The sequence below is a fragment of the Tateyamaria rhodophyticola genome (assembly GCF_047777875.1).
Taxonomy (GTDB): Bacteria; Pseudomonadota; Alphaproteobacteria; order Rhodobacterales; family Rhodobacteraceae; genus Tateyamaria.
On sequence record NZ_CP180519.1, the window covers coordinates 2393713 to 2419948 of the forward strand.

A 26236-nucleotide genomic window follows, 5' to 3' on the forward strand; every position below is an offset into this window, starting at 1 on the left:
TCTGTACCTGCCGGCGTCACGCGTGATGTCGGCAGGTATGCGGCATGCACAGCATGCCGCAACCGCGGCGCCTGCGCCGATCACGTGCGGACCGCCTTATGATCAGCGCAACGGATACCTGAACAGCCAAGCCGCCGAAAAGACGTCCCGAACGGCGCGCCAGACGCGCCTCTGACGGTGAACAATCCGCCGCTCTCTGTCCCAATACCGCTCCGGCTTTTCCAACCAAACCCGACCCCACCGCTCACCCATTCCTGCAGGGCATATGGCGTGTGCACCGGCGGCACATCCACCGCACTGCAATTTTGAAACGACCCCGGAACCGACTGTAGTTGCTGCAAAATATTGCATCAGCGGATTTCCACCGGTGCGCCTGGCGCATCCGTTTTCTGCGGCATGCGCTGGCACAGGAGGCTTGATCGATTCAAAATGCTGCGCCATCCTACAGTTGAATTTACCGTGAACGCGGGAGAATTATTTTGACTGATGTTATTTTGGGCGAGCGCAGCCTGGAGCTTATTGCGGGCGAGATTGTGTTCCGCGAAGCCAATGGCGAAACGATCACCTTTTCCGTGAAAGACGGCAATCTGAGCCTCGGGGGGCAGGGGCGGGACGGCGACCTGTTGATCCGTGACACGGATGATCACGTCACCATCGCCCTGAACGGATCCCGCGGGGCGCTGCATCTGGGTGGTCCGGGGCAGGACGGAGACATCACCGTCCGGGATGCCGAGTTCGAACAATCGGCGCATCTTGACGGGCGGACCGGTGATCTGGAACTGCGCGGAGAAGTGATTTGCCGCAGCCTGCAACAGCTGAGCGACGCCCGCCTCAAGCATGACGTGACCCCGATTGATGGCGCGCTGGAGGCGGTGATGGCGCTGACCGGTGTGCGATACCGGTTCGAAGAGGGCGCGCCGCGTCTGGGCGTGTTGGCTCAGGACGTTGCCGCCGCAGCGCCGGAAGCCACGCGTGACACGGACGCCGGGATGACCGTGGACCATGCGGCGTTGACCGGTTTGCTGATAGAAGCCGTCAAGGCACTGCGCACCGAAATCGATACGCTGAAAGCGCGCCTTTGATGGCTGCGAGTACGGAGTACCAGGTCGGAGCGCGGGCACAATCCGCAGCTCTCGCCGACCTTGAAAAGGGCGATGAGGAAGGCCATGGATGCTGGCATGCCACGCATACCCTCAACGAAGCCTCAAAACTGCACGCCGTCACCTTCAGCGGCGCAAGCACAGGCAAGGATGTCTGTGTCGGCGTGATCGACAACGGGTTCGACGTATTCCATCCGGGATTTTTCCACATCACCGAACAGAACGGCGTGTGCAAGTTCACCAGCCGGATCGAAGCGTTCTGGAACCAGTACCAAAACCCCGCGACCGGCGACACCGTCGCGCGCAAACGGACCAAGGACCTGCTTGCCAAGATCGGGATTACAAAACCCTACGGCACTGTTTTTGAGCGCGCGCAGATCGAGGCGGCACTGACCGCCTATTATTATGGCGGGCAAAAGCGGGTAAGCGCAGGCACGACGTTTCCGGCGGACTTTGTCATGCGGTCGGAACACGGAACGAATACCGCGCTGCTTGCGGCGGGACATGGCGCGGCGGATGACGCGAAGAAACCCATCGGCATCGCGCCTGAGGCCGCGCTGATCCTCGTCAAGCAAATTCCCGATTGCCATACAGAAACCATCGCGGAATGGGCGTCTCCCCACGACTATCCGGGTGGCACTGAAAAAGCGGCCGAAGACTTCATCGCCTATATCGCGCAGAAACACGGTACGCCCAAAAACAGACAGTTCGTTATCAACAAATCGTTCGGCAACAACACGGACCAACCCTACCGCGTCAATCTGCACAGCGCAGACGCAGATGCGTTTCTAACGACCCACCCAAAAGGTGCTGCAATTGTCACTGGTTCAGGCAATCACGGTGACCAAGACGTTCACCGACATTTCAAGACGCGCAACCGTCCAAGTCAGTCCAGTAAGCGCAAGACGGCCTTTCAGGCGATACCTCTTTATTTGATAGACAAAGAAAAGCAGGTGAAGTCGTGCGACAAAAAATACAAACCACTCTCAGAGACCCTGACGATCCAGCTGCACGAACCACCTGCCGCGACGACCGGTGACGCGGCTTTTGGTCTCTATGCAAAGCATCTCCCGGACGCCAAAAAACCGCCGGTCGAAGGGCCTTTGATCTTTAGAAAACTCAACGCGTCGGGACAGCTTGAAGCCGGAATGCTCACCTGGCGCGCTATGCGGGCCGGAGGAGCTTGGCGTTCTGCGCATCCGTTGGCTGTTCCGGGATACAATAAGGTGCCGCTCTACGCATTCGTTACGATCAGCGAGGATTTCGTCCATAACAACCACAAGGATGAATGGTTCACCGTCGATCTGGAAATCAAACCCGACACAGGGGTGTCCTTTCCAACCAAATTCAAGAAGGTCAAAAAACCTTTCAATATAAAGGCTTTGCTCCGGTCTCATGACGCTCAGCAAGTGAACTGCATCACAACGGGTTGGGTAAACGGAAAAGGAAAGCCTCGAGTAGGGCTGTTCTTTGACGGGCCCCCGGAGTTTGCAGAATGGGACCACAAAAAGGCTGACGCGCCCGTTTTCAGCGCCTGGGACAAGCCTGATCTACCTACAAAGGTGCGGTATCAGGTGCGAGGCCGTGCGGCCCTGAGCAACACAGTCGTGGTGGGCAGTCACGACGCAAATGCACCGCAAGCGCCATCCTCATACTCGATGGGTGGGCCGGTCTACGAATACATCGGTGCCCTCAAGGAGGACCGTTTAAAGCCGGACGTCTCTGCCCCCGGTGAAATAAGGGAGTCGTCCATTCCGACGTCGCATACCTGGAACGCGGGCAAGACTGCCGTCGCCTGGCCCGCAACCTCGATAAGCTATGGAACAAGCTATGCGTGCCCGTCCGTTGCCGGAGCAGTTGCCCTGATGATGGAGAAGAAAAAAGACATCACGTATCCGGACATCGAAAGGTTCCTGCAAGCCAGTGCGATGGGCTATGTGGCCGCAAGGATGTCGCATTGGGATAGTGACCGGTTGGGCGTCTACCATGATCGCGCGGGCAACGGGCCATTGCAGGTCTTTGAGAGCGTGAGGCTCGCCTCAAAATGACCCAACCGCCCGCTTTTCTCAGCGCATTGCGTGCCTTTGCCGAGGGCTGCGGGGACCTCGCATTGAGCGGGGTCAGCGGGATCGAGAATTGTGTCGGTCTGCATCTGCCGCTTGATGTGCAGGACGCTCCGGACGTCGTCGCCGCCGAGGCCACGCTGGCGCCACTGGCCGAGGCGGCGCAGGCCTTGGCAAGCCGTGATGCAGTTCCTGCGGGTACGGCGGAAATGGCCGCCGAAATCGCCGGACTTGCCGGTGCGGTGAGCGCGATTTTCGCTGCACTTGAGCCGATGAGCCGCGCATTGATCGCCGCCGCCGACACGAGCCGTGATCTGGGCGATACGGCGGCATTGAAGGCCGAGGCGGGCAACCTGCGGCGGGTGTTTCTGGACACGGTTGTCGGCGAAGTGCTCGCAAACGTCGCGCCAAAGGTTCGCGTGGCGCTCTATGTGCTGGGCGTGCTGCGCCTCGAAGATGTGGAGGATGACACCTACGGATACACGGTTGAAAAGACGCGTGTGGATCTCGACGCGGCGCGCGCGCTGATCTCGGACCCGGCTGCTGCGGTGGGCGCGCCTTTGGCATGGGGGCAGCCCACCTTCGATCTGGGACCACTGCTGCGGGTTATCGCCGAAATGGCGGGCGAGCGTGACTACCTCCATGTGCGTCCGGATGAGGACGGCACTCCGCTTTTGGATACGGGCACGGTCGAGGTGCGCCAGAAGGACGACGGGGTGTTGCTGCGCTATGCCGATGCGGCGACCCTGACCGATGGCGCGTACTACGCCGTGGGCGACGGTTGGCGGTTCAGTCGTTCCGCCTCTGCGACGGCGACCGGCGCGGTCGCGGTGACCGTGTCCCCACCGCTGGAGGTGGCCGTCACGGCCGATGCAGGCTTTGAAACGCGGCTCGAAATGGCGCTGAGCCGTGATCCCGATGCCGGGCCGTTCGATCTTTTTGGCGGGCCGGAGGACCCGTTGGCGGCGTGGATCACGGCACCCCGTTTTGCGGTTGGTTTGGTCGCAAAGGATGACGTGATCACGCCGGATGTGGCGTTGGAGTTCAAGGGCCTGACGGTCAAGCTGTCTGCGGCTGAAGCCGACGGATTTCTGAAGACCGTGCTGGGGCAGGTAGAGCTGAGCCCAGAGTTCGATATTGGTGCAATCTGGTCGCCGCAGGCGGGCCTGCAGGTGCAGGCCTCGGGCGGTCTGGAAACACAGATTGCAATAAATCGCGACATCGGCCCGGTGTCGCTGAACACGCTCGATCTGGCCCTTGCCGTGGGCGACGATGCTGTGCTGCGCCTTGATATCGGTGCGGGGTTGGGGCTCGACATCGGGCCCGTCGCCGCGGTCGTCGAACGGATCGGCGCGCGGTTTGTGGTCGAGGAAGACGATGAAACGGGCCTGACTGTCGGCACACGCTTCCTGCCGCCGCGGGGCCTGGGCCTTGCGATCGACGCAGGGCCGGCGAAGGGCGGCGGCTTCCTGAGTTTTGAGCCGGAAAAGGGCCGCTACGCCGGCGCGCTTGAGATCGACATTGGCGAAATCGGGGTCAGCGCCGTGGGGCTGCTGACCACCAAGGAGGCGGGCTTTTCACTGGTCGTCCTTCTGTCCGGTGAGTTCCCTGCGATCCAACTGGGCTTTGGCTTTACCCTGAATGCGGTGGGCGGTCTGGTCGGGATCAACCGCACCGTCGATCCCGATTTCCTGCGCGACGGGCTGCGCGCGCAGACGCTGGACAACGTGATGTTCCCGCGCGATCCAGTGGCGCGCGCGCCAGAGATCCTGCGCGACCTCGAAGGCGCGTTTCCCGCCCGACGCGGCCAGCATGTGTTCGGGCCGATGGTGCGCCTTGGCTGGGGCACGCCGCCGATCCTTGCGGCTGAATTCGGCCTGGTGCTGGAACTCGACAGCCCGCTGCGCCTGATCCTGATGGGTAAGCTGCGCGCAGGATTGCCGACGCTCGCGATTGATCCACAGATCGCCAAGATCAACATGGATGTGCTGGGCATCATCGACTTTGACCGCAAGGAAGCGACGCTGGACGCTGTTCTGTATGACAGCCGCATCGCGATCTACGGGCTTGAGGGCGAAATGGCCATGCGTCTGCGGTGGGGGGCGGATCCGTTCTTCATCCTGTCGGTCGGTGGCACGCACCCGGCCTTCGCAAGCCCGCCTGATTTGCCGGATTTGCAGCGGCTGGCGCTGTCGCTGGGTGCGGGCGACAACCCACGCCTGCGGCTGGAATGCTTTGTGGCCGTGTCGTCCAATACGGTACAGTTTGGTGCGGCGATTGATGCACGTGCAGCGGCCATGGGATTTGTCGCCGAGGCGCGGCTGGGATTTGACGCGCTGTTCGAGCTGAGCCCGTTCAGCTTTCAGGCCCGTCTTTTTGCATCTGCCGCGTTGAAGCGCGGGGGCACGTCCCTGGTGTCTGTGGACCTGTCGCTCGTGCTGCGTGGACCCTCACCCTATACGGTCAGCGGGCGCGCGACGGCGCGGATCTGCCTCGTTCCCGTCGATGTGCCATTCAACGCGACCTTTGGACAGGCGCGCCGGGTGGATCTGCCCGCTGGCAACCCGGTGCCCGCACTGGTTGATGCGCTGACGGATGCCGCGAACTGGCAGGTCGCGCTGCCCGAAAACGGCGCGCCGCATGTCCGGCTGGCAGGGAGTGGGGCAGGGGCACTCCACCCGTTGGGCCGGTTGGGGGTGCGTCAACAGGTTCTCCCGCTTGATGTGACCATTGAACGCTTCGGCACATTCGATCCGGGCGCCACCCGCCATTTCCGCTTGCACGCCGTGCGCCTACGTCTCGGGGGGCGGGACGTGGCGCTGGAGGCAGAGGATGCAACGCGCCTGACGGAACCGTTCGCACCGGCACAGTTTTTCGAGATGTCGGACGATGAAAAGCTGTCCGCCCCGTCATTCGAGCCGATGACCGCGGGCATATCCGGCTATGGCACGCAGGCCGTGACGCTGCCCTTTGTCGGTGCGACCCCGGGCGCGCGCACCGGCATTGTCCGCGACGCCAGCCGTCAGACCCTCTATGTCACGGGTACAGCCGACGCCGAGACGCACCCGGTCGAAGAGGCGCTGATGACTGCCGCGACGGTGTCACCCGCCGTCACACCCAAGCGCGCGGGTTTCGGCCTTGCCGAGCCGCGCTATGCGCTGGCCACAAAGCGCAATTTGCGGGCGCTGCGGGCGCGGGACAACACCGATTTCGCGGATATTCCCGAACTCGACACGCCAGAGGCGCACCGGTTCTGGGTCGTGCGCCGAGCGCTGGATGCGCATTTGCGGCGTCATCCCGGTGACGCGGGCCGTTTGATCGTGGTGCCCGAGCATGAGCTGGAGGCTGCGGCATGACCAAGGGCACGCACCGCTTGTTCCTGCCGTGGGCGCGTCGCGGCCTTGCCGGTGCGATCACCGCACCGCTCAGTGCGGCGGGTGCGGACATGCGCGCGGACGTGACCGTGACGCTGGACGTGGCGGTGGGCCGCGATGCGCCGGGCGCGCGGGTGACGGACGCCACCCGCGATCTGGATGTTCAGGGCTTGGCGCTGATGGGACCGGGCGATGTTGCGGGCCTCGCCCCCGGCGGCATCGCGGCGATGGACCCGCCTGCGGGTGCAAAGGACATGGCGCCGAACCTGCTGCCCGCGTTGGAATTCCATGCGCCGGACCTGCCGTGGCAGTTTACGCCCGGTGCACCGGAAGGCGATCAACGACTGAGCCCCTGGATCGCGCTTGTGTGCCTCGAGGACGGGACAGAGGCGTCGATGTCCCTGCGGGAGGACGGCACACATGTGGTGACCGTCACACCACCGCCCGATGTGGCGCTCTCCGGATCGCATGGTGTGCTGCCTGATCTGTCCGAGGCGTGGGCCTGGGCGCATGTGCAGGTCACAGGTGTCGCGGATGAGGCGCAACTGAGCACGGCTGCCGTGCAGCAGGTTATCGCGGATGAACCGTCGCGCATCCGGTCCCGGGTGATCTGCCCGCGCAATCTGACACCGCGCACGTCCTATATATGCGCGCTGGTCCCGGTGTTTGAACTTGGGCGCGCCCGCGCCCTGGGCGTGTCGCCGGAAGACAGGGTGCTTGCATGGGACGCGGGCACAACCGGGCCTTTGGATGTGCCAGCCTATCACCATTGGCGGTTTTCCACCGCAGAGGCCGGGGATTTCGAAGCGCTGGCCCGCCGTCTGGGACCGCAACCCTTGGGCGATGATGTCGGGTTGCGCCCCATCGACGTACAGTGCCCGGGGTTTGGCGCGCCGGACCGGGCCCGCGTGACCCGCGCGCCTGATCCGGACGGGGCGACACAGGGCAAACCCTTTCCCATCGCGGCTACGGCCGTGCAAACGGTGGCCGCGGTCGGAGGCGCCTTGCGGCCCGCAGGTGGGACAATGCCGGACACCGGTCCGCTGGATGCCGCGCTGGCCGACGTGATGGCCCAAACGCACAGCGCCGATGGCCGTCCGCTGGTCATGCCGCCTGTCTATGGCGCGTGGGCCGCTGATGCGGGCGGGCAGGGGGTGCCAGCTGGCGCACCGGCATGGCTGCGGACCCTTGCGACAGAGGTGCGGCACCGCATCGCCGCTGGCGTCGGGGCCGAGATTGTCGCCCGCCACAAAGACGCGCTGATGGCCGAGATCTGGGAGCAATACAGCGCCATCAATCAAGTCAATGCGCGCCTCGACCGTGCCCGTCTGTCCCGTGCCGTGGGGCGCGTGATCTATGACCGGCATCTCGATGTGTCCGGTGGCGTTTGTGGCGGAACGGACCCGGTGCCCGATCATCTTGCCCCGGTTCTGAGCCGTGTCATGACCCAAGGCGTGACCCTGGGGGAGGCCGTGGATCACCCCGCGCACCGGCCCGCAAGCCCCGCGCAACGCCGCGCTGAACGCCGCGCGCCGCCCGGTGACCGTGCCGCAGCACGGGCCGCGCGTGCCGCGCGGCTTGCCGCGCCGCCCGATCCCCGCATCGACGAAGACCTCGCCCCGCCTGAGCCCGCCGTTCAGGACGTGATTGACGATCTGCAAGCCCCAGAGAGCTTCCCGACCCCTCCCCCGGTGGATTGGCCAATCCTCAACGACGCGCTCTGCAAGGGGCTCGACCCTGCCACGACCGTGGAACGGCGTGCCTTTGCGCTGCTCGGTCCCGGCGTAAAGGGGGAAATCCCGGCGCGGTCTGGCGACGCGCTGCATCCCGTTGTTGCCGCGCCGAACCTCGCCCGCGCCATGTCCGCCGACCTGCGTGCAATGTCGCAGGACTGGATGCTGCCGGGGCTGGACCGGGTCCCCGCCAACGCGATCGCCATGCTGACACCGGACACGGCGTTCATCGAAGCGGTGATGGCCGGCGCAAACCACGCGCTGACCGGTGAGATGCTGTGGCGCGGCTTTCCGACGGATCGCAAGTGCACGGTGCTCCGCCGCTTCTGGGAAGGGTCGGATGTCGATATCGCGCCAATGACGGCTTGGGCCGGTGCCCTGGGCACGCACCCGGCGACCGGAAGCAGAGCGCCCGGTTTGATGCTGGTGGTGCGGGGCGATCTGCTGAAACGGTTCCCGCAAACGATGATCTATGCCGCCCGCGCCGATGCGCAGGGCCAAAAGCTGGTGCCGGGGGATGTCCGCGTGCCGCTGTTCCGCGGCGTGCCGGAACCGGACGTCACCTTCCTCGCCTTTGATCTGACACCTGCGGACGTGCAGTCCTCGTCAGGTGGCGGATGGTTCTTTGTGGTGGAGGGACCGCCCACGCAGCCCAAATTCGGCCTCGATGAAACGCTTGACTTCGTGCCCGGTCAGGATGCGGCACGGGCGATGGACACGCTCGAAGATTTTGACTGGGACCCGACATTCTGGGGCGATCTGCTCGATCCGGGGACGGCGGCGGACGATCTGCGCAAGGCTTTGGATGATCTGCGCCACATCCCCGTGACGCGCCCACCAAACCGCACGCTGACCCTGCCTGCCACAGATGGGCCGCGGGCGGTCCGGTGGGGGGCAAACGCGGCCCACATGGCGGCGATTTGCCTGCAGCGGGATACCCGTCTGGCCCTCCATGCCAATGTTTTGTTCGGAGAAACCGCATGAGCGCGCGCGATCTCGCCCGGTCCTTGCATATGGCTCGCACGGCACGCCGTGCCGCTGAAATCGCGGGCGATGCCGCAGCGGTCAAGGCAGCGCAGGCCGAAGCGGAGCAGGCCCGCAAGCGGCTGGCTGCGATGGATGCGGATGAACGCACGCGCGACCTGCTGCGTCCAGGTGTGCCCATGGCGTGCTTGCCCGTACGGCTCGAGACGGCGTTCATTGGCGACACGCGCCTGCGTGTGCGGGTCTATCCGGACACGCTGCATCTGGGCGGTCACGATCCGCGCGTCACGCAGACCGAAATTGCGCTGGCGCAGGACGTTGCGGCCCGCGCCGCCACCGAAGACGCCGCTGCGCTCCACGCTTGGATGGACACTCTGGTCGGTGCGGGGCGGGGGGCGCATATCCGCGCCGTCGTGGCCGAGGGCACGGTTCAGCTCAAACCCGAGGATGCCGAAGACCTGCCCGCGCGGGCAGCGGCCTTGCCCGAGCGCTGGCAGGTGCGCCTGACGTGGTCAGGCGGGCAGATTGAGGCGGATTTTCCCGCTCTTGTCGCCGATCCCCTGACGCTTGGTCCGTCGGCCGAGGACGTTGCAGGCCTTTTTTCCCCAAACGCGCTGGCGCGCCTGTGGCAAGGCTCAGGCGGTGCGCAGCAAGGCCTTGCCTGGATGCTGGATTTTGATGCGGCACTGGCCGCCGGTATGGCCACCGAAATCGATCTGACGGCGCAGCCCGACCTGGCCAAGCATTTGGCCGCCGGTGGGGACATCGACCAGATTACCGTGTCCGGCGTGCGTTGGGCAGGCCCAGAAGAGGGTGCGGAGACACTGGGTGCGTTGATGACGGGACATGCGCAACAGCGCGACGCGCGCATCATCCCGCAAGGCAGTGCAACCCGTAACGATGGCCCCCATCGGACCGCGCCGGGATCACCGCAGCGGGACGGACCCAACAGCAGACGCCTCGCAAGCGCCCTGGGCCTCGGGCGCGCGGCGCTCCGCCACTGCGGAGATATCCCGCAGGACGAAGATCACGTGGCGGCGCTCGCCAATACGGTGCTGTGGCCCGGTACCGTCGGCCTTTATGCCGAGGCGGCTTTGGGTCTTGGGCCCGAGGACACGGAGCCGCTGCGCGCCTTTTTCCGCGACCGATTGCGCGCGCGCGGTCCGCTGCCTTGTCTCCAGGTGGGGGCAGAGAGCTATGGCGTGTTGCCCCTGACCCTTGGACCGGATAGCGCGCCAATACCCGGCACGGCGTTCGAGGGCGTTTTGACCGATCGGGTGCTGTCCGCCATGGACGGCGTGCAACGCCCGGACGTCCCTTTGAGGCCGCCGCAAACCTATGCAGAGTGGCTGGACCTCTTTGGCACTCAGCCGCACCCCGTGACGGCGCTTGGCTTGCCTTATGGCCGCGTGGGCCGCGCCATGCCCCGGCGCACCGGCGACCTTCTGGATCAACTGGACCTGTCCGGCGCCAAGGATCGGCTGGGCGATGTGACAGCGGTTCAGGACCTGATCGAAGTGGCCCCGCGCCTGCCGTGGACACACTACACTGCGGATGCCACGCACCGCACGGACATGACCGGGGCGCAGGTGCTCGCCACGCGCAGTCTGGATCAACTCATGTCGCTCCTGCCCATTGAACGCTGGCCTGTGCAGCCGTGGCGCGAGATGCCGGAAGTGCGCCGCCTGATCTTTGACAGGGGCAGCTGGCGGGTTGATCAGGACGGCGCGGCACCCGGTGATCCGCTTGTCTTCACCTTGCTGCGCCACGCGCTCTTTTCGCATTTCGCGGCCCTGATGCGGGCCGGGGTACTGGCGGCGGGAGAGGATCCCGCTCCGTTGTCCTCACCGGATGGCGATCCTTCGCGTCTGCCGCTGCTGGAGCAGTTCCGCGATGTGACCGGACTGACCGAAGACCAGTTGACCTTGCCCCTTGATGCGGACATTGCGCGACGGCTTGGGCTTTCGGATGCGCTGCAAGCGCAGAATGCGGACCTGGCCAAAGCCCTGCCAGAGCTTGAGGCGTTAACGCCTGACACTTTGGAACTGGCCGTTCGGGAACATCTTGCGTTGGTGTCCTACCGTCCCGACGCGTGGGCGACCGCGCTTGATGCCGCGCGGCTGGCGCGGATGCGCAAGGTGCAGCCGGAGGGGGTGTTGATCGGTGGATACGGCATGGTGCGCGGGCTGAAACCGGCCACATCCGCGTCGGGGCAAGAGGCGTTGGTCGCACGGTCGCGTGCCGGGGCCATGACCGCCGCCGCCCTGCGCGAAGGGGCAAAGCGGCGCGCGGGTCTGGCACTGGATCTCTCTTCGGCCCGCGTGGGTCCGGCGCAAGAGGTGCTGGGCGCCTTGCGGGCGGGCCGGTCGCTGGGCGCTGTGCTGGGCCAGCGGGTCGAAATGGCGCTGCGCCGCGAGCTTGCCGCGCAACCGAACATATTGGTGGCCACGCTCGACGCGCTGCGTACGGCGTTCCCGCTGCGGGAAGGGCTGCGCGGCGATGCACCCGAAGGCGGGGGGAGCGTCGAAACCTGCGATGGTCTCAAAGCGCTGGAGGCCGATCCTGCGACCGTACCGGGCCCCGCGCGGCCCGTTGTGTCCGAGGTGCGCAAAATCGTGGATGCGATCGCGGATCTGGGCTTGGCCGAAGCGGTGCACGGCATGGTCACCGGTGGCCCGGAGCGTGCAGGCGCTGCACTTGACGCCCTGTCCCGCGGTGACAGCGCGCCAGAGGTGTTTGAAGTCGTGGAAGACCGCCGCAGCGGTGCCGGGCTGGAGATGTCAATTGACGTGCTGGGCCGTGCGCATGCCGTACCTGCCGCTGCGCAGCCAGAGGTCGCCCGGTCCATCGCAGCGGGGCCGATTGCGGGGATCGTGGAGACGTGGCTTGGCCCGCTCGACACCTACGGCATGTGGATGGAAGAGGCGGGCACCGTGTCCTGGGTCAGCTTTGACAGCCTCGGCCTCGACCCCGTTGGCGTGCTGCTTTCTGCCCGCGCGCGGCAGGATCGTGAGGTTGATGCGCTGACCCTCCGTCGGCCTGCGGCGCGGCTGGTGCAGGCCTCTGAGCCGGGCCCGTCAGGACAGCCCAGCCTCACGCGCACCCATGTCCTCTTCGACCGGCTGCGGCAGCTGCTGCGCGACGCGGTGCCCATGGGTGCAGACGCGGAGGTGGCAGAGCGCGATGCGCTCGACACCGCAGCGCGCCGCTCATACGTCATACAGGTGGCAAACACGGTGCTGTCTGCACTGCGGTCGGGTGCGGACGGCGCGCTGGCGGATGCGTTGGCCTTCGGCCGCGCGGATGCGCTGCCTGCGGACATGCCCGACCAAGCGGCGCGGGTTGCAGATCGGTTGTCACAAGATTTGGCAGCGTTCCAGAGTGGCGCCGGGTACGAAGTGCTCTTTGGCGCGGATTTCCCGCACGCGCCCGTGCTGACGGCCCGTGATGCTTTACAGGCACAGATGGACCAGACCGTCAGCCCCGGTGTGATGCCGCTGACCCACTGGCTGCGCGATGTGGCCGCGACGCGGCCCCGTGTGCAGGCGATGGTGGATGCCGCCGAAGCGGCGGAGGCGTTACGCGACGCCACCGTGCTGACCCTGCATCCGCATCAGGACGCCTCCGCACCCGATTGGGCGGGTCTCAAGGCCGCTGCGGGCACGCCTGTCACGCAGGCGGGGGTGATCGTGGGCGATGTTGTGCATCCGGACGGTGGCCTGCGCGTCGACAGCTGGAGCGAAGTGCTCCCCGATGCGACGGCAGACGCCGCGCTCGCGATAGAGGCGCGCGCGCCCGACACCCGTGCACCGCAGGTCATCCTGCTGGTGCTCAGCGATGATCCGATGTCGGAGGACGCGCCTGCGGTGGCGCTGGACCGGATGTGGCGCCTGATGGCCGACCGAGCGCTGGCGCCGGACCAGATGGGGGATCTGCTGCGCCTGCCGCCGGTCCTGTCTTTTCAGGAGCCGAAACAATGACGCGTCTGACACCTGACATGCTGGCCGCGAGCCTGTTGCCCGGGGTCGAAGATCCCGACCTGTCCCGCGCCGCGCGCCAGCCGGTTGCGGACCCGTTGTGGATGCTGCTGCGTCAGGCCCAGTTTGGCGAATTTGCAGCACAGGATGCAGGCTCGCCCGCGATGGTGCGGATTGAGGGAACGTCAAACACGTTCACCGCGACGCGGACCGGCAATGAACCGCCCCGCCCGTATGACCCCCGTCTCGCGCCGCTCGAACCGCTGGCCGAGGGGGATCCCGACCTTGGCATAGCCGCGCAGACGGACAACGACGTGCCCGGCGGCTTGCCACCGCTGGCGCAGGTGCGGGTGTCCTGGGGCCTCGACGCGATGCGCGTGCTGCGGGCGCATGGCCTGTCTGCTGCGGCGCGCCGTGCGCTGGTCGCTCTGTTTCCGCTGAAGGACCCGGACTGGCCGCACAGTTGGGGCGCGACCGTCGCGCCATCCGCACCACATGCGGCTGTGCATGGGGCCAGTGGTCTGGATGGTGTGAAGCTTTCGGATGCCATGAGCAATGCGCATCCCCGCAACCTCCTCGATGGCCTGCCCGAAGGTCTGGAGGGGGCTGCGCAAGAGGCGCTTGCCGACGCGCTGATGGACTGGAAGCAGAGCCTGCCGCAGGGCGCGCATGCCGCGGAATGGTCGCCCGAAACGCTGACAGCCGAACTGGAGGTGCTGACCCCGCAAGGCAGTGCGCCCGCGCGCGTGCTGAATATAACGCATCCGGGTGATTTCACGCCGATTGGTGGCGGTCTGGTGTTGCCCGATGAAATACTCGACGTGGTCGTGGCGGACGAAGGGTCCATCCTTGGCGGGCTCGGTGATCTGTTCCGCCCCACCGAAACCGCCACGGCGGATGTGCTGCACCTCGAAGGCTATGCAGGCGGGCGCATCGATTGGTGGCATCTGCGGGCTGCGCCCTCTGAAACGTTGCCCAAGACGCAGATTGGCGCACCTGCACCCGCGCTGGATCAGGTCGTGGTGCCCACGGAAATCGCCTTTCCGGGGATGCCCGCCAATCGCATGTGGTCGGTGGAGCCGCCCGATCAACACTTTGGCGATCTTGATCCGGGTCCCGAAGACCTCGCCCGGCTTGTCGTTGCGGAGTTTGCGGTCACCGGGGCTGAGGGTTGGATGCTTGCGCCCCTGACGGTGCTGCGCGGATCGTATACGCAGGTCGAAACCGTGCATGTGCGCGATGTGTTCGGGCGCGAAGAGCCGCGGCGGGTTCAGCGCCCCGCGCCGGATGATCCGTTTGATTTTGGCGGCATTTCGGGCGCGCCCGGTGCATTGGTGATGCTGCCCGCCTTGCCATTGGTGCAAATCGGTCCCAAGCGGGAGGAGGTCAGCCTGCGCCGTGATCCAGCGGCGCGCCTTGTCTGGGGCATAGAGGAGCGCGCACCGGCGGCGCTGACCGGCCTGCCCACGGATGGCGCTGCGGCGCACGCAGCGCAGCCGCCCGCACCTGAACCTGCGCGGGGGCCGACGCCTGCGGCATATGCCTACCGGATCGCAACACCGGTGCCCGCCCATTGGGTGCCTTTCACCCTGCCGCCGGAGGATGATCCAACCGCGCCGCGGATCCTGCGGCTTGCGGCCCTTCTTGATACGGCGCGGGACGCCGCACCGCCGCTGACCGGCAACATCCTGCGGAGCCTGCCGGGTCTGGCGGACGAAGCCGTTCCGCCCGAGGGCGTGCGCCTTGAACGGGCGGCGCGCCGGATCCGGTGGGTGGGCGGCGGCGTGCGGTCGTGGATTGGTCGACAGCGTCCGCACAGGGTGCCGGGTGCGGGACAGTCGGGCCTCCGTTATGACACGCTGAGCCCGCTGACCGGCCCCGAGCGCCGTCCGGCCCCGGACCCGCAGGCGGTGTCGCTGCGGGACGTGATGAACTATGCCGATGGGGCAACCGGTGGTGTGTCGGACCTGATGCAACAGGAGGACGGCACGCGCGCGGGCAGTGTGCGGGCGACATTGCTGGCCATGGCGCGACGTCGCAGCGATCCGTCCTGAGCCCGCGTCAGGTGCAGTCAAAGGCGCCGATCCGCTCCAGAACCGCATAGGTGATGCCCCGGCGCTTTGACAGCGCACGCGTGTCCGGCATATCCATATTGAGCGCAAAGACATACGTGTCCTCGGTGCATTCCAGCCAACCGACGTACCATCCGATGTCCATGTCTGTCTTGCTGTACCACCAGCCCGTCTTGGACCGCATCACCCAATGGTTCGTTTTATCACTGACCATCATGTCCCGCGCTGCCGCATAGGTGCTGCCCGACAGGCGCAGGGTTTCTGATGCAAGCTTTGACAGAAACACCACCTGCTCTTGGGCCGAGATCCGCAGCGTGTTGTCCAGCCAATAGGTCGTGATCTGGTCGGGTGTGCCGATGCGCATGTTACCGTAACCAAAGCGGGTCAAGCCGTCGGACATGGTCCCTGGGCCGGCGGCCTTGGCAATCCTTTGAAAAACCCACACGACTGACTTTTGAAACGCGGTGCGCAGCGTATGGTCCTGGTTCCACACACGTGCAGACCTTGGCACGCCGTCCCATGCGAACACCGTGTCCGGCGTGGCCAGCCCGGCGTCCAGCGCGATCAGCGTGTGCGGGATCTTGGACGTGGATGCGGGTGAAAATCGCTGTACGGACCGGACCGGATTGGCGGTCCATCTCTGCCCATCGGATGTGCGTTCGATGACAAGCGCAATCCGGGTTGCGTCGCCACCTGCGGCCTGAACCAGATTGGCGACGTCAATTGGATCCGCCAAGGCGGGCGTGCGGATGCCAAGAGCGATCAGAACGACAATCAGCGCGCGTCGCAAAGCGCCCCTGATGCGGCACTGCGAGAATTTGCGTGGTTTCGTCGGCACGTTATTGATCCGCCTGCGTTTTGTGTCGCGCCGCCGCGCGGTCAGTCCGATGCGGAATGCTGGCATAGTGCGACTAAACCAGATTTGGCGTCGGCTGGACAGCACCTGCCGGTTTTTCGTCCTCTACGACATGGTCTGCAATGGCGCGGCGACGTGCACCCCCCCCCAGTGTTTTGGCGGCCGCGGCAACCAAACGGATGTGCATCGCGGCATATACACGTTTCTTCACATACCTGTTTTAATGCACCCACCGCATGCGTTGTCCGCTAAGACACCAGAGGACAATGCCAGCAAGACACAGCGAACCCGAATGAATTTGCGAGACCTGGAATACGTGGCAGCGGTTGCAAAGCTGGGCAGCTTTAGCGGCGCGGCCGATTTGTGCAACGTGTCCCAGCCTGCGTTGTCCAACCAAATTCGGAAGCTGGAAAAGGAACTTGGCGCGGACCTGTTCATCCGGGCCAGCGGTGAAACCCGTCTGACCGCGCTTGGCGAACGGGTTGTCGCAATTGCCGAAGACATGTTGAACGGCGCGCAAAAGATCAAGGATGCCGCGACCGAATTTCGCGATCCCGAAGCGGTGCCGTTCCTGATCGGTTTGACGCCGACACTGGCGCCGTACCTCACCAAGTATTTCTCCGAACTTTTCAGTGAGTTGTTCCCGAGCATGCGGGTGACGATGATCGAAGATTTGCCGCACAACATGCTCAAGGATGTCGAAAACCACACGCTGGACGTGGCCCTTGTGGCGCAGCTCAATCACAATCCGACGCTGGATTTCACCTCGATCTGGACCGAACCGCTTTATCTGGGGATGCGCCGCGGGCACCCGCTTGAAACGCTGACATCCATCCGGCCCGAGGACGTGCCGGTCCATGACTTCATCCGCTTGCCGCATTCCTTTGGCTACGGGTTGGAGGATCGGTTGCCACAACCCGACCCCGCCGCGCGCGCGGCCAAACGGTTCGATCTGACCGCGCTGCGGTTTGAGACGATCTGCCGGCATATCTGCCATTCGGATGATTGCACCATCGTGTCGGCCCTTGCGGCAGAGCAGTTTCGCGAGGATGCGTGGCCGATGTCTTTCGTGCCGTTTGAGGCACCGGGGAACCTGAGAAACCTGGGTGCTGCGTCGCGCCTGAACTGTCCGCGCAAACCGTTGCTGGCCAAGATCGGCGCCTATATCCAGCGCAACCCACCCAAGGGGGTCACGCCCACATTCGGGGCGTGACCTGCGCGTCATTCGATGAATGTCCGGGCCAGACGTTCGCTGAGCGGTTGCGCCAGATAGCTGAGCGCCGTGCGTTCGCCGGTGTTGACGAAGATATCCGCAGGCATCCCCGGCACCAATTCCAGCGCGGCAATCTCGTCGGTTTGCACCGCGTCCAACTTGATCCGGGCGAGATAGTAGAACTGGCCGCTCCGGTCGTCCTCCAGACTGTCGGCGGAAATGTCGACGATCCGACCTTCGGCTTCGGGCACATCGCCCTGGTCAAAGGCGGACAGGCGCACGCGCGATGATTGCCCGATGTGCAGTTTTTCGATGTCGGACGTGTCCACGCGCGCTTCGACAATAAGGGGCTGGTCGACCGGAACAATATCGAGGATCGGCACGCCCGGACGGATGACGCCACCGGCGGTGAACACGGTCATTTCGACAACGCGTCCGCTGACGGGTGCGGTGATCGCAACACGTTTGAGCCGTTCGCTGGCCCCGGTGTATTGCGGCGCAAGCGTCGCAAGCGCGGCTTCGACCTGCGCCAGTTCCGCAGACGCGGTTTCGTCCCGCAACGTCTGTGTGCCAATCGCGGCAAGGCGCAATTCGTTGATCTGGTTGCGCGCTTGCGTTTCTTGCGTGGCCAGGGACGCATCAACCCCGTTGAGACGTTCAACCTCGACCCGGCGTCCGTTGACGCGGGCCGCCGCGACCAACCCTTTGTCCAGCAGCGTTTGCAGGTTGGTCAGCTCCTGCCGGGTGATCTCCAGCTGACGCGCGTTCGAGTTGCGTTGCGCCTGAAGCCCTTGCACCTGATCCTCGAGGTTCGAGATGCGCTGATCCATCAGCGCCCGCTCTGCCACGCGCGATCGGCGTTCGACATCAAACAGGAGCTTTTGGGTGGTGAATGAAGCCTCCCATTCTGAAGTGTCCAGCGGGACATTCAACGCTGCGCTGACATCCTGTTTGTCGAAACGGTCGGTGTCGTTGAGCTGCGCCAGAAGGCGGGCGCGCCGCACCATCAGGTCGCCAAGCTGGCTTTTGATCACATCAAGATCGACGCCAAGTTCCGTGCTGTCGAGTTCCAGCAGGGTTTGCCCGGCCTCAACCAGATCGCCGTTGCGCACGGCAATCGTCCGCACAATGCCGCCATCCAGATGTTCGACGGTCTTGCGGTTGCCTTCGACCACGAAGGACGCCGGGGCGACCACGGCGCCGTCCAGTTTGGACGCGCTGGCCCAATAGGCAGCACCACCCACAAAGCCGCAGACAACCAGCAGGCCAAAGAGGACCAAACCCCTGATGCCGGACCCGGACGGTTTGTTTTGAATGCGGTTGTAGTCTTCGAGGCGCAGAACGGATGTTTGCGGGGCGGATGTGAGCGCATGTGTCATTGTGCGGCTCCTTTCTGAGTGGATTTCTGGGCCCGCAGCGCGGCCAGTTGTGCGGCGGCGGTTTGGGGCATTTGCAGCGCCTCCTGGCGCGGGCGCAGGATGTCATCCCGGTCACCAAAACCCGATTGCGTCCCCTTGTTGAGGGTCAGGACCTTGTTCACGGCTTCCAATGTGCTGGGGCGGTGCGTCATGACAAAGGTGATGGCACCGCGTGCGCTGGCGCCGCGAATGGCATCGCGCAATGCGCCCTCGCCCTGGCTGTCGAGGTCGGAATTCGGCTCATCCAGAACGAGGATGAACGGATCGTCATAAAGCGCGCGCGCCAATGCGATCCGCTGGCGTTGCCCGCCCGACAGGTGATTTCCATTGCCAAGTTCGGTGTCATAACCGCCCGGCAGGCTGCTGATGAGCCCGTGCACATCCGCCGCCATGGCCGCGGCCAGAACTTTGCTGTCATCAATGGTGGTCGAAAAGCGCGCGATGTTTTCCCGGATGGTGCCATCAAACAGATGCACGTCCTGCGGCAGGTAACCGATCAGCTGGCCCAGTTCCTCTGCGTCCCATTTGTCCATCGGTGTCCCGTCGAGCCGGATGGTGCCGCGTTGTGGCGTCCAGACCCCGGCCAGCATACGCGCGAGCGTCGACTTGCCCGATCCGCTGTGTCCGATCACGGCCACCACGTCGCCCGGCGAAAGGGCAAATTCGATCCCGCCGATGGTCGCATTCTTGGCCAGCGGGGGACCGGCCTGCGCAATGGCGGCGTTCAGCGATATTTGCGGACGCGGCATCGACAGGCGTTTGGGCTGTTGGGGATAGGTTTCGGACAGGGCGCGCAGGGTCTTGTAAGATCCGCGTGCGGCAAGGAATGTCCGCCATTGCCCGATCAACTGATCAATCGGGGCAAGTGCGCGGGACAACACGATGGTTGCCGCGATCATCACACCGGCCGTCGCTTCACCCGCTACCGCCAACGCGGCGCCAAGGCCCAGCATCCCCGATTGCAGCGCCATGCGCAGGGTTTTGGACACCACGGAAAAGCTCGCGATACGGTCGGCAACGCGTGTTTTCAGGTGGTGGGCATCAAGTTGCAGAGCCGTCCAGCGACGGGCGAGATCACCAGTCATACCCATGGCGTGGACAAGCTCTGCGTTTTGCTCACTTGCGGTGAACAAACTGTCGGACCGGGCGCGCGCGGCGCTGGCGTCCTGCATCACGTCCGCAGAACGGGCGTTGTTGATCAGGGCCATGACGGTCAAAACCAGCGCACCGCCAAGGCCAAGTGCACCGAGATACGGGTGCAGGACATAGAGCACCCCGAGGTAAAGCGGGATCCACGGCGCATCGAAGAAGGCGATGAGTGTGGGACCCGAGATAAAATCGCGCAGCCCGTTCACGTCCGCGGCAGGGTTTTCCGCTTTGGTCGCGCCCTGCACCTGCCGCCGGATCGACGATTGCAGGATCGGCGCGCCAATCGACAACTCGAACCGCGCCCCCAACCGACCCAGAATGCGCATGCGGATCAGGTCGAGCAGACCCGTCACCACAAAGACGCCGCCCAGCAGGATCGTCAGGGCAATCAGCGTATCCATGTTCTGGCTGGTGAGCACGCGGTCGTAGACCTGCAGCATATAGAGGGGACCGGCGAGCATGAGGACGTTCAAAATCAGGCTGAAGAAGCCGATGGACAGAAATCCGGGGCGCAGTGCGCTCCATGCGGATGTGACGGTGGATTTTTTCTGAAACATTTGGGTGATCTCTTTTCAGGGTGAAAGAAGGATGGCGACCTGCGCCGCCATCCCTTTGAGGTGCTGTGCTTAGCTGACGAAATCGTCTTCGAAGCCGAAGTTGTTTACGCCTGCCAGCAAGACAGACCCGTTGTCGCTAAGGCTCAGAAGGGTGCCGTTGTCGGTGGACTGCACGTCGATCTGATCGGCAAAGTCTTCGCCGAAATCGGTAAAGTCCAAACGGTCGATGCCCACTTCGAAGTCGTTGATGACGTCATCGTCGAACACGCCGGCGAAGGTGAAGGTGTCAGAGCCTTCGCCGCCGATCAGGATGTCGTCGCCACCCTCACCGTTCAGGATGTCATCGCCTGCCTGACCGTTCAGCTGGTTGGCACCAGAGTTCCCGGACAGGATGTCAGCGCCGCCGTTCGGGCTGCCTGCGTTGTTCGACCCGTTGATGTTCTCAAAATTGAGAACCGTGTCGATCAGCGCGCCGTCGGGGGCGTTGATCCGGGCGATGGCATTGCCGTCTTCGTCGAGGTCCACGACAACGCCCGCACCGGCAGAGAACAGTGCCGTGTCGATGCCGTCGCCGCCATCAATGGTATCCGCGCCGCCGAAGGAATGGATGCTGTCATTGCCGCCCAGCCCTTCGAGAACGTTGATTTCATTGTTGCCGAGGATCAGGTCGTCGCCGCCCGACCCCCGGACGTTCTCGAAATCGACCACTTCGGCCACGACGTCGCCGTCCACCCGGATGACACCCTCTTGCGAGGCGGGACCGGGTTGGGGCGTGTTCACGTCCAGATCGATGGTCACGCCGTTGAAGGCACTCAGGTCAACCGTGTCGATGTCGTCAGACCCCACCACGCGCTCGATCGAGCTGAGGATGTCGGTTTCGACCACTTCGTCGATCACGTCCGCACCCGAGACACCCAGGCTGGCCGTCCCGTCGATGACAGCACCGGCATCAACCAGCGTATCCTGTGCGATCGGGCCGTTGATCCCTGCTGGTGCATTATGCAGGTGGATGGCCGACACGACACCGGGCACCGGGGTCAACAGGTCCGCTTCGTTCAGACCCGTCACGCTCAACTCGGACGAATAGAGCGTTTCGCCCTGCTCGTTGAACGAGATGGTCAGCGTGGCTTCGCCTGTTGCGTCGCTGTCGGATGTGGGTCCGGGTTCCTGTGCGGCATCCAGCGATGCGGCCAGTTCGATGACGCGGTCATGGCCTTGGCCTGTGTCGCTGACCACATAGAACTGTCCACGGATTTCGCCGCCGGGGAAGTCGGCTGTGTGGAGGTTGTAGTAGAGGTTCCCGGCAAGGGCCTCTGCGACAAAACCAGCCGCACCATCGATGTTTGGCGTGGGCTGCAACGACGCACCGACCACGACATCCTGAACCGAAACGGTGAAACCTGTTTCCCGGGTTGCCGTGCCGTTGCCGTTTGCGTCAAGCGCAACCGTGACCGCCACGTCAAGATCCGAGAAGTCAGCGGTGTCAAAACCGTCGCCGCCTTCGATGAAGTCATTGCCAAGACCGCCGACAATCACGTTGTCGCCGTCACCGGCAATCAGAACGTCATCGCCTGCGCCGCCGTCGACGACACCGTTGATCTGACCGAGGTCCACAACGATGTCGCCGCCGTCACCAAGCAACACATTACCATTTACCACACCTTCGTCATCGTTGACGAAAGTCACGTCACCTGCTTCGCGCGCATCAATGGCGTTCACGGTGCCGTTGATCTGGCCTTCGTTGATGATCGCGCCCAGCAGGTTCAAACCACCATCAATGCGGATACCGGCGGCAGCATCGCTGTCTTCGGACCCGGCAATGATGCCTTCGTTTTGCACCAGACCGGCAAAGCTGGCGTCTTCCTGGTTGCTGAAGAGACGCAGGCCATCGCCGACCGTGTTGCCTTCTACCGCATCGCCGCGGCCCTGCAGGATACCTTCGTTGAAGACCGCAGCGGACACAACGTCACCGGCGATATCGCCCGTTTGCAGCGACACGGCAGAGCCGTTGTTGCCGATGCCTGCGTCGACCAGACCTGTGTTGGTGAAGGTGTAGGCGTCGGCCGTACCATCGGCATAAACTGTGCCGTTGCGCTGATCACCGGTGCCGAGGATCGTACCGGCGTTTTCAACGGTCAGCCCTGTGCCATCAATGTTCAGCGCGCGGCTGTCGGACGACACCAACCCGGTGTTGACGAAGGAGCCGCCGGAGTGATCGCCCGTGCCGAAATACACGCCGTTCTGGACGCCTGCGATGGTGCCCGCGTTGGTCAGCGTACCTTGGAAGTTCACGCCGTTCACCGAACGGAAACCGGCCACGGTGCCGTTTGCACCTTCGGACAGGATGTCGCCGGTGTTGGTGACGGAGCCGTTGAAGGTGCCGGTGTTGCCGGCATTCCCGATGCGCACACCGTCGCCTGCAAGGCCCGTGGCGGCGTCGCCGTTGCCGCGGCCCTGGATCGTACCGGAGTTGTCGATGTCGAACGTGTTAGCACCGTCTGCGGCACCACCGATTTCGGCGGCGAAGCCCGAACCGAGGTTGCCGGTCCCGGCGTCAATCGTGCCCGTGACGATGTTGGTGACCGAAAAGTCATCCGCCGTGCCGTCCGCATAGACCGTGCCGTTGCGCTGGTCGCCCGTGCCGAGGATGTCGCCACCGTTCAGCAGGTCCACGCCCGTGCCGTCGATGTTGACCGCCCGGCTGCCGGACTGGATCGTGCCAAAGTTCAGTACATCCAGGTCATGTTCGCCTTCGCCGATATACAGGCCGTTGCGCGCCCCTTCGATCGTGCCAGAGGCTGTGTTGAGGATGCGACCTTCGGCGGCAACGCCGTCCGCGATGCGGATGCCCGCCACGGTGCCTTGGTTGCTGTCGGTGGAGATCAGGCCGCTGTTGACGATATCGGTGTCGGACACCGCGCCGTCTGCGCCGTCGTCAATGCGAATGCCGTCACCTGCGCCACTTGCATTCGGTGCCGCCTGGCCCCGCCCTTGGATGGTGGCGTCAAAGCCGTTGAAGATGGTGTTGGACACCACGTCTCCCACTTCGTCACCGACCTGCAACGAAATGCCCGCGCCACGGTTGCCTTCGCCGGTGTCAATCGTCGCACCGGTGAAGTTGGAGATGCTGACATCTTCGGCTGTGGCGTTGGTATAGATGGTGCCATTGCGCTGGTTGCCGGTGCCCACGATGTCGCCAAAGTTGCGGACACTGATGCCAGCCCCTTCGATTTCGACGGCGCGGCTGTCTGACGAAATCACGCCGCCGCGGAAATTGTCGAGCGTGCCCGAGCTGTTTGCGCCGCTGAATTCGACGCCGTTTTGCTCACCGGCAATGTTGCCAAAGTTGCGGATGGCGGCGCTGGAGCCGTCGGTGACTTCGATCCCGGCAGCGCCCGAGCCGTTGGCATCGATGCTGCCCGACCGGAAGTTGAAAACCTGCACATCATCGGCGTCGACGGACACCGCGGCGTCGGCATTGTTGGTTTCGACCTGGCCAAAGTTGAGGAAACGCGCGAGGTCATTGTTCAGGATGAAAGCAGGGGTGTTGTCCACAACGACGCTTTGGAAAAAGCCGTTTGTGAGGGTCTGCCCATCGCGGACAGTTTCTTGGGCCAGTGACGAGGTCGTCAGCAGTCTGGCGCGCAAGCTGGCAAGAAGTTCGGATAGCATAGCGAGGCTCCGCAAGTGATTAAGATATGGCGAAGATCGAACCAGGCTGTTGGTCTCTCCGCCGTTCCATCAGGTGTGCGGGTGCAGGGTTTTTTGAAATTCTTGCTCTGAATGGTGGTCATAACCTCTGGAAATACTCACGGCTCACGTGACGGGTGTGAGGTTATCTGTATTGAAAACATTGGGAAATTTTGGTGTGGTGGATACATCCAATTTTGCATCGTTAACGTGTTTTCACGAAAACGTTGCCGCATTTGAGTGGTTGGGATCTGTGCAAAACGCTGCAAAGTGACCTGTGGGGGACGCCTTTGATTTCACATCACGCGGATGGGAATCGCCCAAGCCTCTACACATCCATGGTGGGCGTTCACACTGTGGCGCAGGATCGTGCACAGCCTCCGCTGAGTGGGGCGAACTTGAGCCCTGTCGCGCATTCCGCGGGCTTATCCGTGATGTAGCCGCCTAAAAATTGGAACATGCAGGCCTCAGCGCAACAAATTTAAGCACGTATCAGAGTGTGATGAGAAACTTCGCAGCCCGAACTTGTCGCACCCCATGCGCAAAACCGAAAGTCTGCGTGCTCTTGGATGGGGCGCTACGAACGGGCCAGTCTTGCAGGATCGAACCCGTTCGCAGCTACAACAAACGCTGTGTGGAACGATTTGGGGATTGGCGGCGTGTTCGTCAAGACGCCTCTGTCTGTCCGCGCGCCAGATGGGGATACCCAAATGAAGTTTTCAAAGACGTTCACGTATTCTGCCACCGTGGCTTGTATGTTCGCCGGGACGGCCGCCTACGCAGAGTGCGCCGACCCGATCAAGGTTGGTGTTCTGCACTCGCTCTCCGGCACGATGGCAATCTCGGAAACGACGCTCAAGGACACGATGGAGCTGCTGATTGCGCAGCAAAACGAAGCGGGCGGTTTGCTTGGCTGTGAGATCGAAGCGGTTGTGGTCGATCCGGCCTCTGACTGGCCGCTCTTTGCCGAAAAGGCGCGTGAGCTGCTGACCGTGTCCGAGGTTGACGTGATTTTCGGCGCCTGGACATCCGTGTCGCGCAAATCCGCACTTCCCGTGCTCGAAGAGCTGAACGGCCTGATGTTCTACCCCGTTCAGTATGAGGGCGAAGAAAGCTCGCGCAACGTGTTCTACACCGGTGCCGCGCCGAACCAGCAGGCCATTCCCGCGACCGACTACTTCCTCGAAGAGCTTGGGGTCGAGAAATTCGCGCTGTTGGGCACCGATTATGTGTACCCACGGACAACCAACAACATTCTGCAACAATACCTGATCGACGCGGGCATCGCCGAAGAAAACATCTTCGTCAACTACACGCCCTTCGGTCACTCCGACTGGTCCACGATCGTCGCCGATGTCGTCGAACTTGGCGCGGATGGCAGCCAGGTGGGCGTGATTTCCACGATCAATGGCGACGCCAATATCGGCTTTTACAAAGAGCTGGCAGCGGCGGGCATCTCTGCGGACGATATCCCTGTCGTGGCCTTCTCGGTGGGTGAAGAAGAACTCTCCGGTCTCGACACGACGGACCTTGTCGGTCACCTTGCCGCCTGGAACTACTTCCAGTCCGCGGAAAGCGACGCCAACGACGAATGGGTCAGCGCGTGGAAAGATGCCATGGGCGCAGAGCGCGTGACCAATGACCCGATGGAGGCCCATTATATCGGGTTCAACATGTGGGTGAACGCGGTCAAGGACGCAGGCACAACGGACGTGGATGCCGTGCGTGAGGCCATGTACGGTCAGGAGTTCCCGAACCTGACAGGTGGCACAGCCGTGATGCTGCCGAACCACCACCTCGCCAAGCCGGTGCTGATTGGTGAAATCACCGCCGATGGTCAGTTCGACATCATCTCCCAGACCGAAGAAGTGCCGGGTGATGCATGGACCGACTTCCTCCCGGAGAGCGCGGTTCTCGTCTCCGATTGGAAAGAGCTTGGCTGCGGGATGTACAATTCCGAAACCAAGACCTGTGTCCAGCTGACCTCCAACTACTGATCACACGCCCTGACCCTGAGCGCGCCGCACCTTGTGCGCTCAGGGTCCTCGCT

At 63.8% G+C, this 26236-nt stretch carries 12 protein-coding genes; 8 read left to right on the forward strand and 4 right to left on the reverse strand.

The window, feature by feature from the left end:
* Nucleotides 1-479: 479 nt before the first annotated feature.
* The 6 genes from ACERHN_RS13405 to ACERHN_RS13430 are packed head-to-tail and all read left to right on the forward strand — an operon-like array spanning nt 480 to nt 15285.
* Nucleotides 480-1082 carry a tail fiber domain-containing protein gene (locus ACERHN_RS13405; RefSeq protein ID WP_415919519.1) on the forward strand — a complete coding sequence of 201 codons (603 nt, stop codon included), beginning with the start codon at nt 480-482 and terminating at the stop codon, nt 1080-1082.
* Nucleotides 1082-3148, forward strand: a complete 2067-nt coding sequence (locus ACERHN_RS13410) for a S8 family serine peptidase (protein ID WP_415919520.1) — start codon at nt 1082-1084, stop codon at nt 3146-3148. The genes ACERHN_RS13405 and ACERHN_RS13410 overlap by 1 nt, the downstream gene beginning before the upstream one ends.
* Nucleotides 3145-6519: a DUF6603 domain-containing protein gene (locus ACERHN_RS13415; RefSeq protein WP_415919521.1), complete on the forward strand. Its 3375-nt coding sequence runs from the start codon at nt 3145-3147 to the stop codon at nt 6517-6519. The genes ACERHN_RS13410 and ACERHN_RS13415 overlap by 4 nt, the downstream gene beginning before the upstream one ends.
* Nucleotides 6516-9254, forward strand: coding sequence for a hypothetical protein (locus ACERHN_RS13420; protein WP_415919522.1), 2739 nt, complete (start codon nt 6516-6518; stop codon nt 9252-9254). The genes ACERHN_RS13415 and ACERHN_RS13420 overlap by 4 nt, the downstream gene beginning before the upstream one ends.
* The gene (locus ACERHN_RS13425) at nt 9251-13234 is read left to right on the forward strand and encodes a hypothetical protein (RefSeq protein ID WP_415919523.1); all 3984 of its coding nucleotides are present in this window, start codon (nt 9251-9253) and stop codon (nt 13232-13234) included. The genes ACERHN_RS13420 and ACERHN_RS13425 overlap by 4 nt, the downstream gene beginning before the upstream one ends.
* Nucleotides 13231-15285 carry a hypothetical protein gene (locus ACERHN_RS13430; protein ID WP_415919524.1) on the forward strand — a complete coding sequence of 685 codons (2055 nt, stop codon included), beginning with the start codon at nt 13231-13233 and terminating at the stop codon, nt 15283-15285. The genes ACERHN_RS13425 and ACERHN_RS13430 overlap by 4 nt, the downstream gene beginning before the upstream one ends.
* A 7-nt stretch (nt 15286-15292) precedes the next feature.
* Here ACERHN_RS13430 and ACERHN_RS13435 read toward each other — a convergent pair whose 3' ends face one another.
* Nucleotides 15293-16093: a penicillin-binding transpeptidase domain-containing protein gene (locus ACERHN_RS13435; RefSeq protein ID WP_415919525.1), complete on the reverse strand. Its 801-nt coding sequence runs from the start codon at nt 16091-16093 to the stop codon at nt 15293-15295.
* A 358-nt stretch (nt 16094-16451) separates the two neighbouring features.
* Here ACERHN_RS13435 and ACERHN_RS13440 point away from each other — a divergent pair, with 358 nt between their 5' ends.
* Nucleotides 16452-17372: a LysR family transcriptional regulator gene (locus tag ACERHN_RS13440; RefSeq protein WP_415919526.1), complete on the forward strand. Its 921-nt coding sequence runs from the start codon at nt 16452-16454 to the stop codon at nt 17370-17372.
* An 8-nt stretch (nt 17373-17380) separates the two neighbouring features.
* Here the strand turns inward: ACERHN_RS13440 and ACERHN_RS13445 are convergent, their stop codons facing one another.
* The 3 genes from ACERHN_RS13445 to ACERHN_RS13455 form a co-directional block, all read right to left on the reverse strand.
* Nucleotides 17381-18751: an HlyD family type I secretion periplasmic adaptor subunit gene (locus ACERHN_RS13445; RefSeq protein WP_415919527.1), complete on the reverse strand. Its 1371-nt coding sequence runs from the start codon at nt 18749-18751 to the stop codon at nt 17381-17383.
* Entirely contained in the window at nt 18748-20496 is a 1749-nt protein-coding gene (locus ACERHN_RS13450) for a type I secretion system permease/ATPase (protein ID WP_415919528.1), read from the reverse strand. The genes ACERHN_RS13445 and ACERHN_RS13450 overlap by 4 nt, the downstream gene beginning before the upstream one ends.
* Nucleotides 20497-20565: 69 nt before the next feature.
* Nucleotides 20566-24168, reverse strand: coding sequence for a beta strand repeat-containing protein (locus ACERHN_RS13455; RefSeq protein ID WP_415919529.1), 3603 nt, complete (start codon nt 24166-24168; stop codon nt 20566-20568).
* A 773-nt stretch (nt 24169-24941) separates the two neighbouring features.
* Between ACERHN_RS13455 and urtA the strand changes: the two genes are divergently transcribed.
* The gene (urtA, locus tag ACERHN_RS13460) at nt 24942-26183 is read left to right on the forward strand and encodes an urea ABC transporter substrate-binding protein (RefSeq protein WP_415919530.1); all 1242 of its coding nucleotides are present in this window, start codon (nt 24942-24944) and stop codon (nt 26181-26183) included.
* Nucleotides 26184-26236 lie beyond the last annotated feature (53 nt).

Excerpts from the sequence above, each read along its gene's own strand:
- ACERHN_RS13410 (WP_415919520.1), top strand. The coding sequence starts at position 1,082 with ATGGCTGCGAGTACGGAGTACCAGGTCGGAGCGCGGGCACAATCCGCA.
- ACERHN_RS13415 (WP_415919521.1), top strand. The coding sequence starts at position 3,145 with ATGACCCAACCGCCCGCTTTTCTCAGCGCATTGCGTGCCTTTGCCGAG.
- ACERHN_RS13420 (WP_415919522.1), top strand. The coding sequence starts at position 6,516 with ATGACCAAGGGCACGCACCGCTTGTTCCTGCCGTGGGCGCGTCGCGGC.
- ACERHN_RS13425 (WP_415919523.1), top strand. The coding sequence starts at position 9,251 with ATGAGCGCGCGCGATCTCGCCCGGTCCTTGCATATGGCTCGCACGGCA.
- ACERHN_RS13430 (WP_415919524.1), top strand. The coding sequence starts at position 13,231 with ATGACGCGTCTGACACCTGACATGCTGGCCGCGAGCCTGTTGCCCGGG.
- ACERHN_RS13440 (WP_415919526.1), top strand. The coding sequence starts at position 16,452 with ATGAATTTGCGAGACCTGGAATACGTGGCAGCGGTTGCAAAGCTGGGC.
- ACERHN_RS13445 (WP_415919527.1), bottom strand. The coding sequence starts at position 18,751 with ATGACACATGCGCTCACATCCGCCCCGCAAACATCCGTTCTGCGCCTC.
- ACERHN_RS13450 (WP_415919528.1), bottom strand. The coding sequence starts at position 20,496 with ATGTTTCAGAAAAAATCCACCGTCACATCCGCATGGAGCGCACTGCGC.
- ACERHN_RS13455 (WP_415919529.1), bottom strand. The coding sequence starts at position 24,168 with ATGCTATCCGAACTTCTTGCCAGCTTGCGCGCCAGACTGCTGACGACC.
- urtA (WP_415919530.1), top strand. The coding sequence starts at position 24,942 with ATGTTCGCCGGGACGGCCGCCTACGCAGAGTGCGCCGACCCGATCAAG.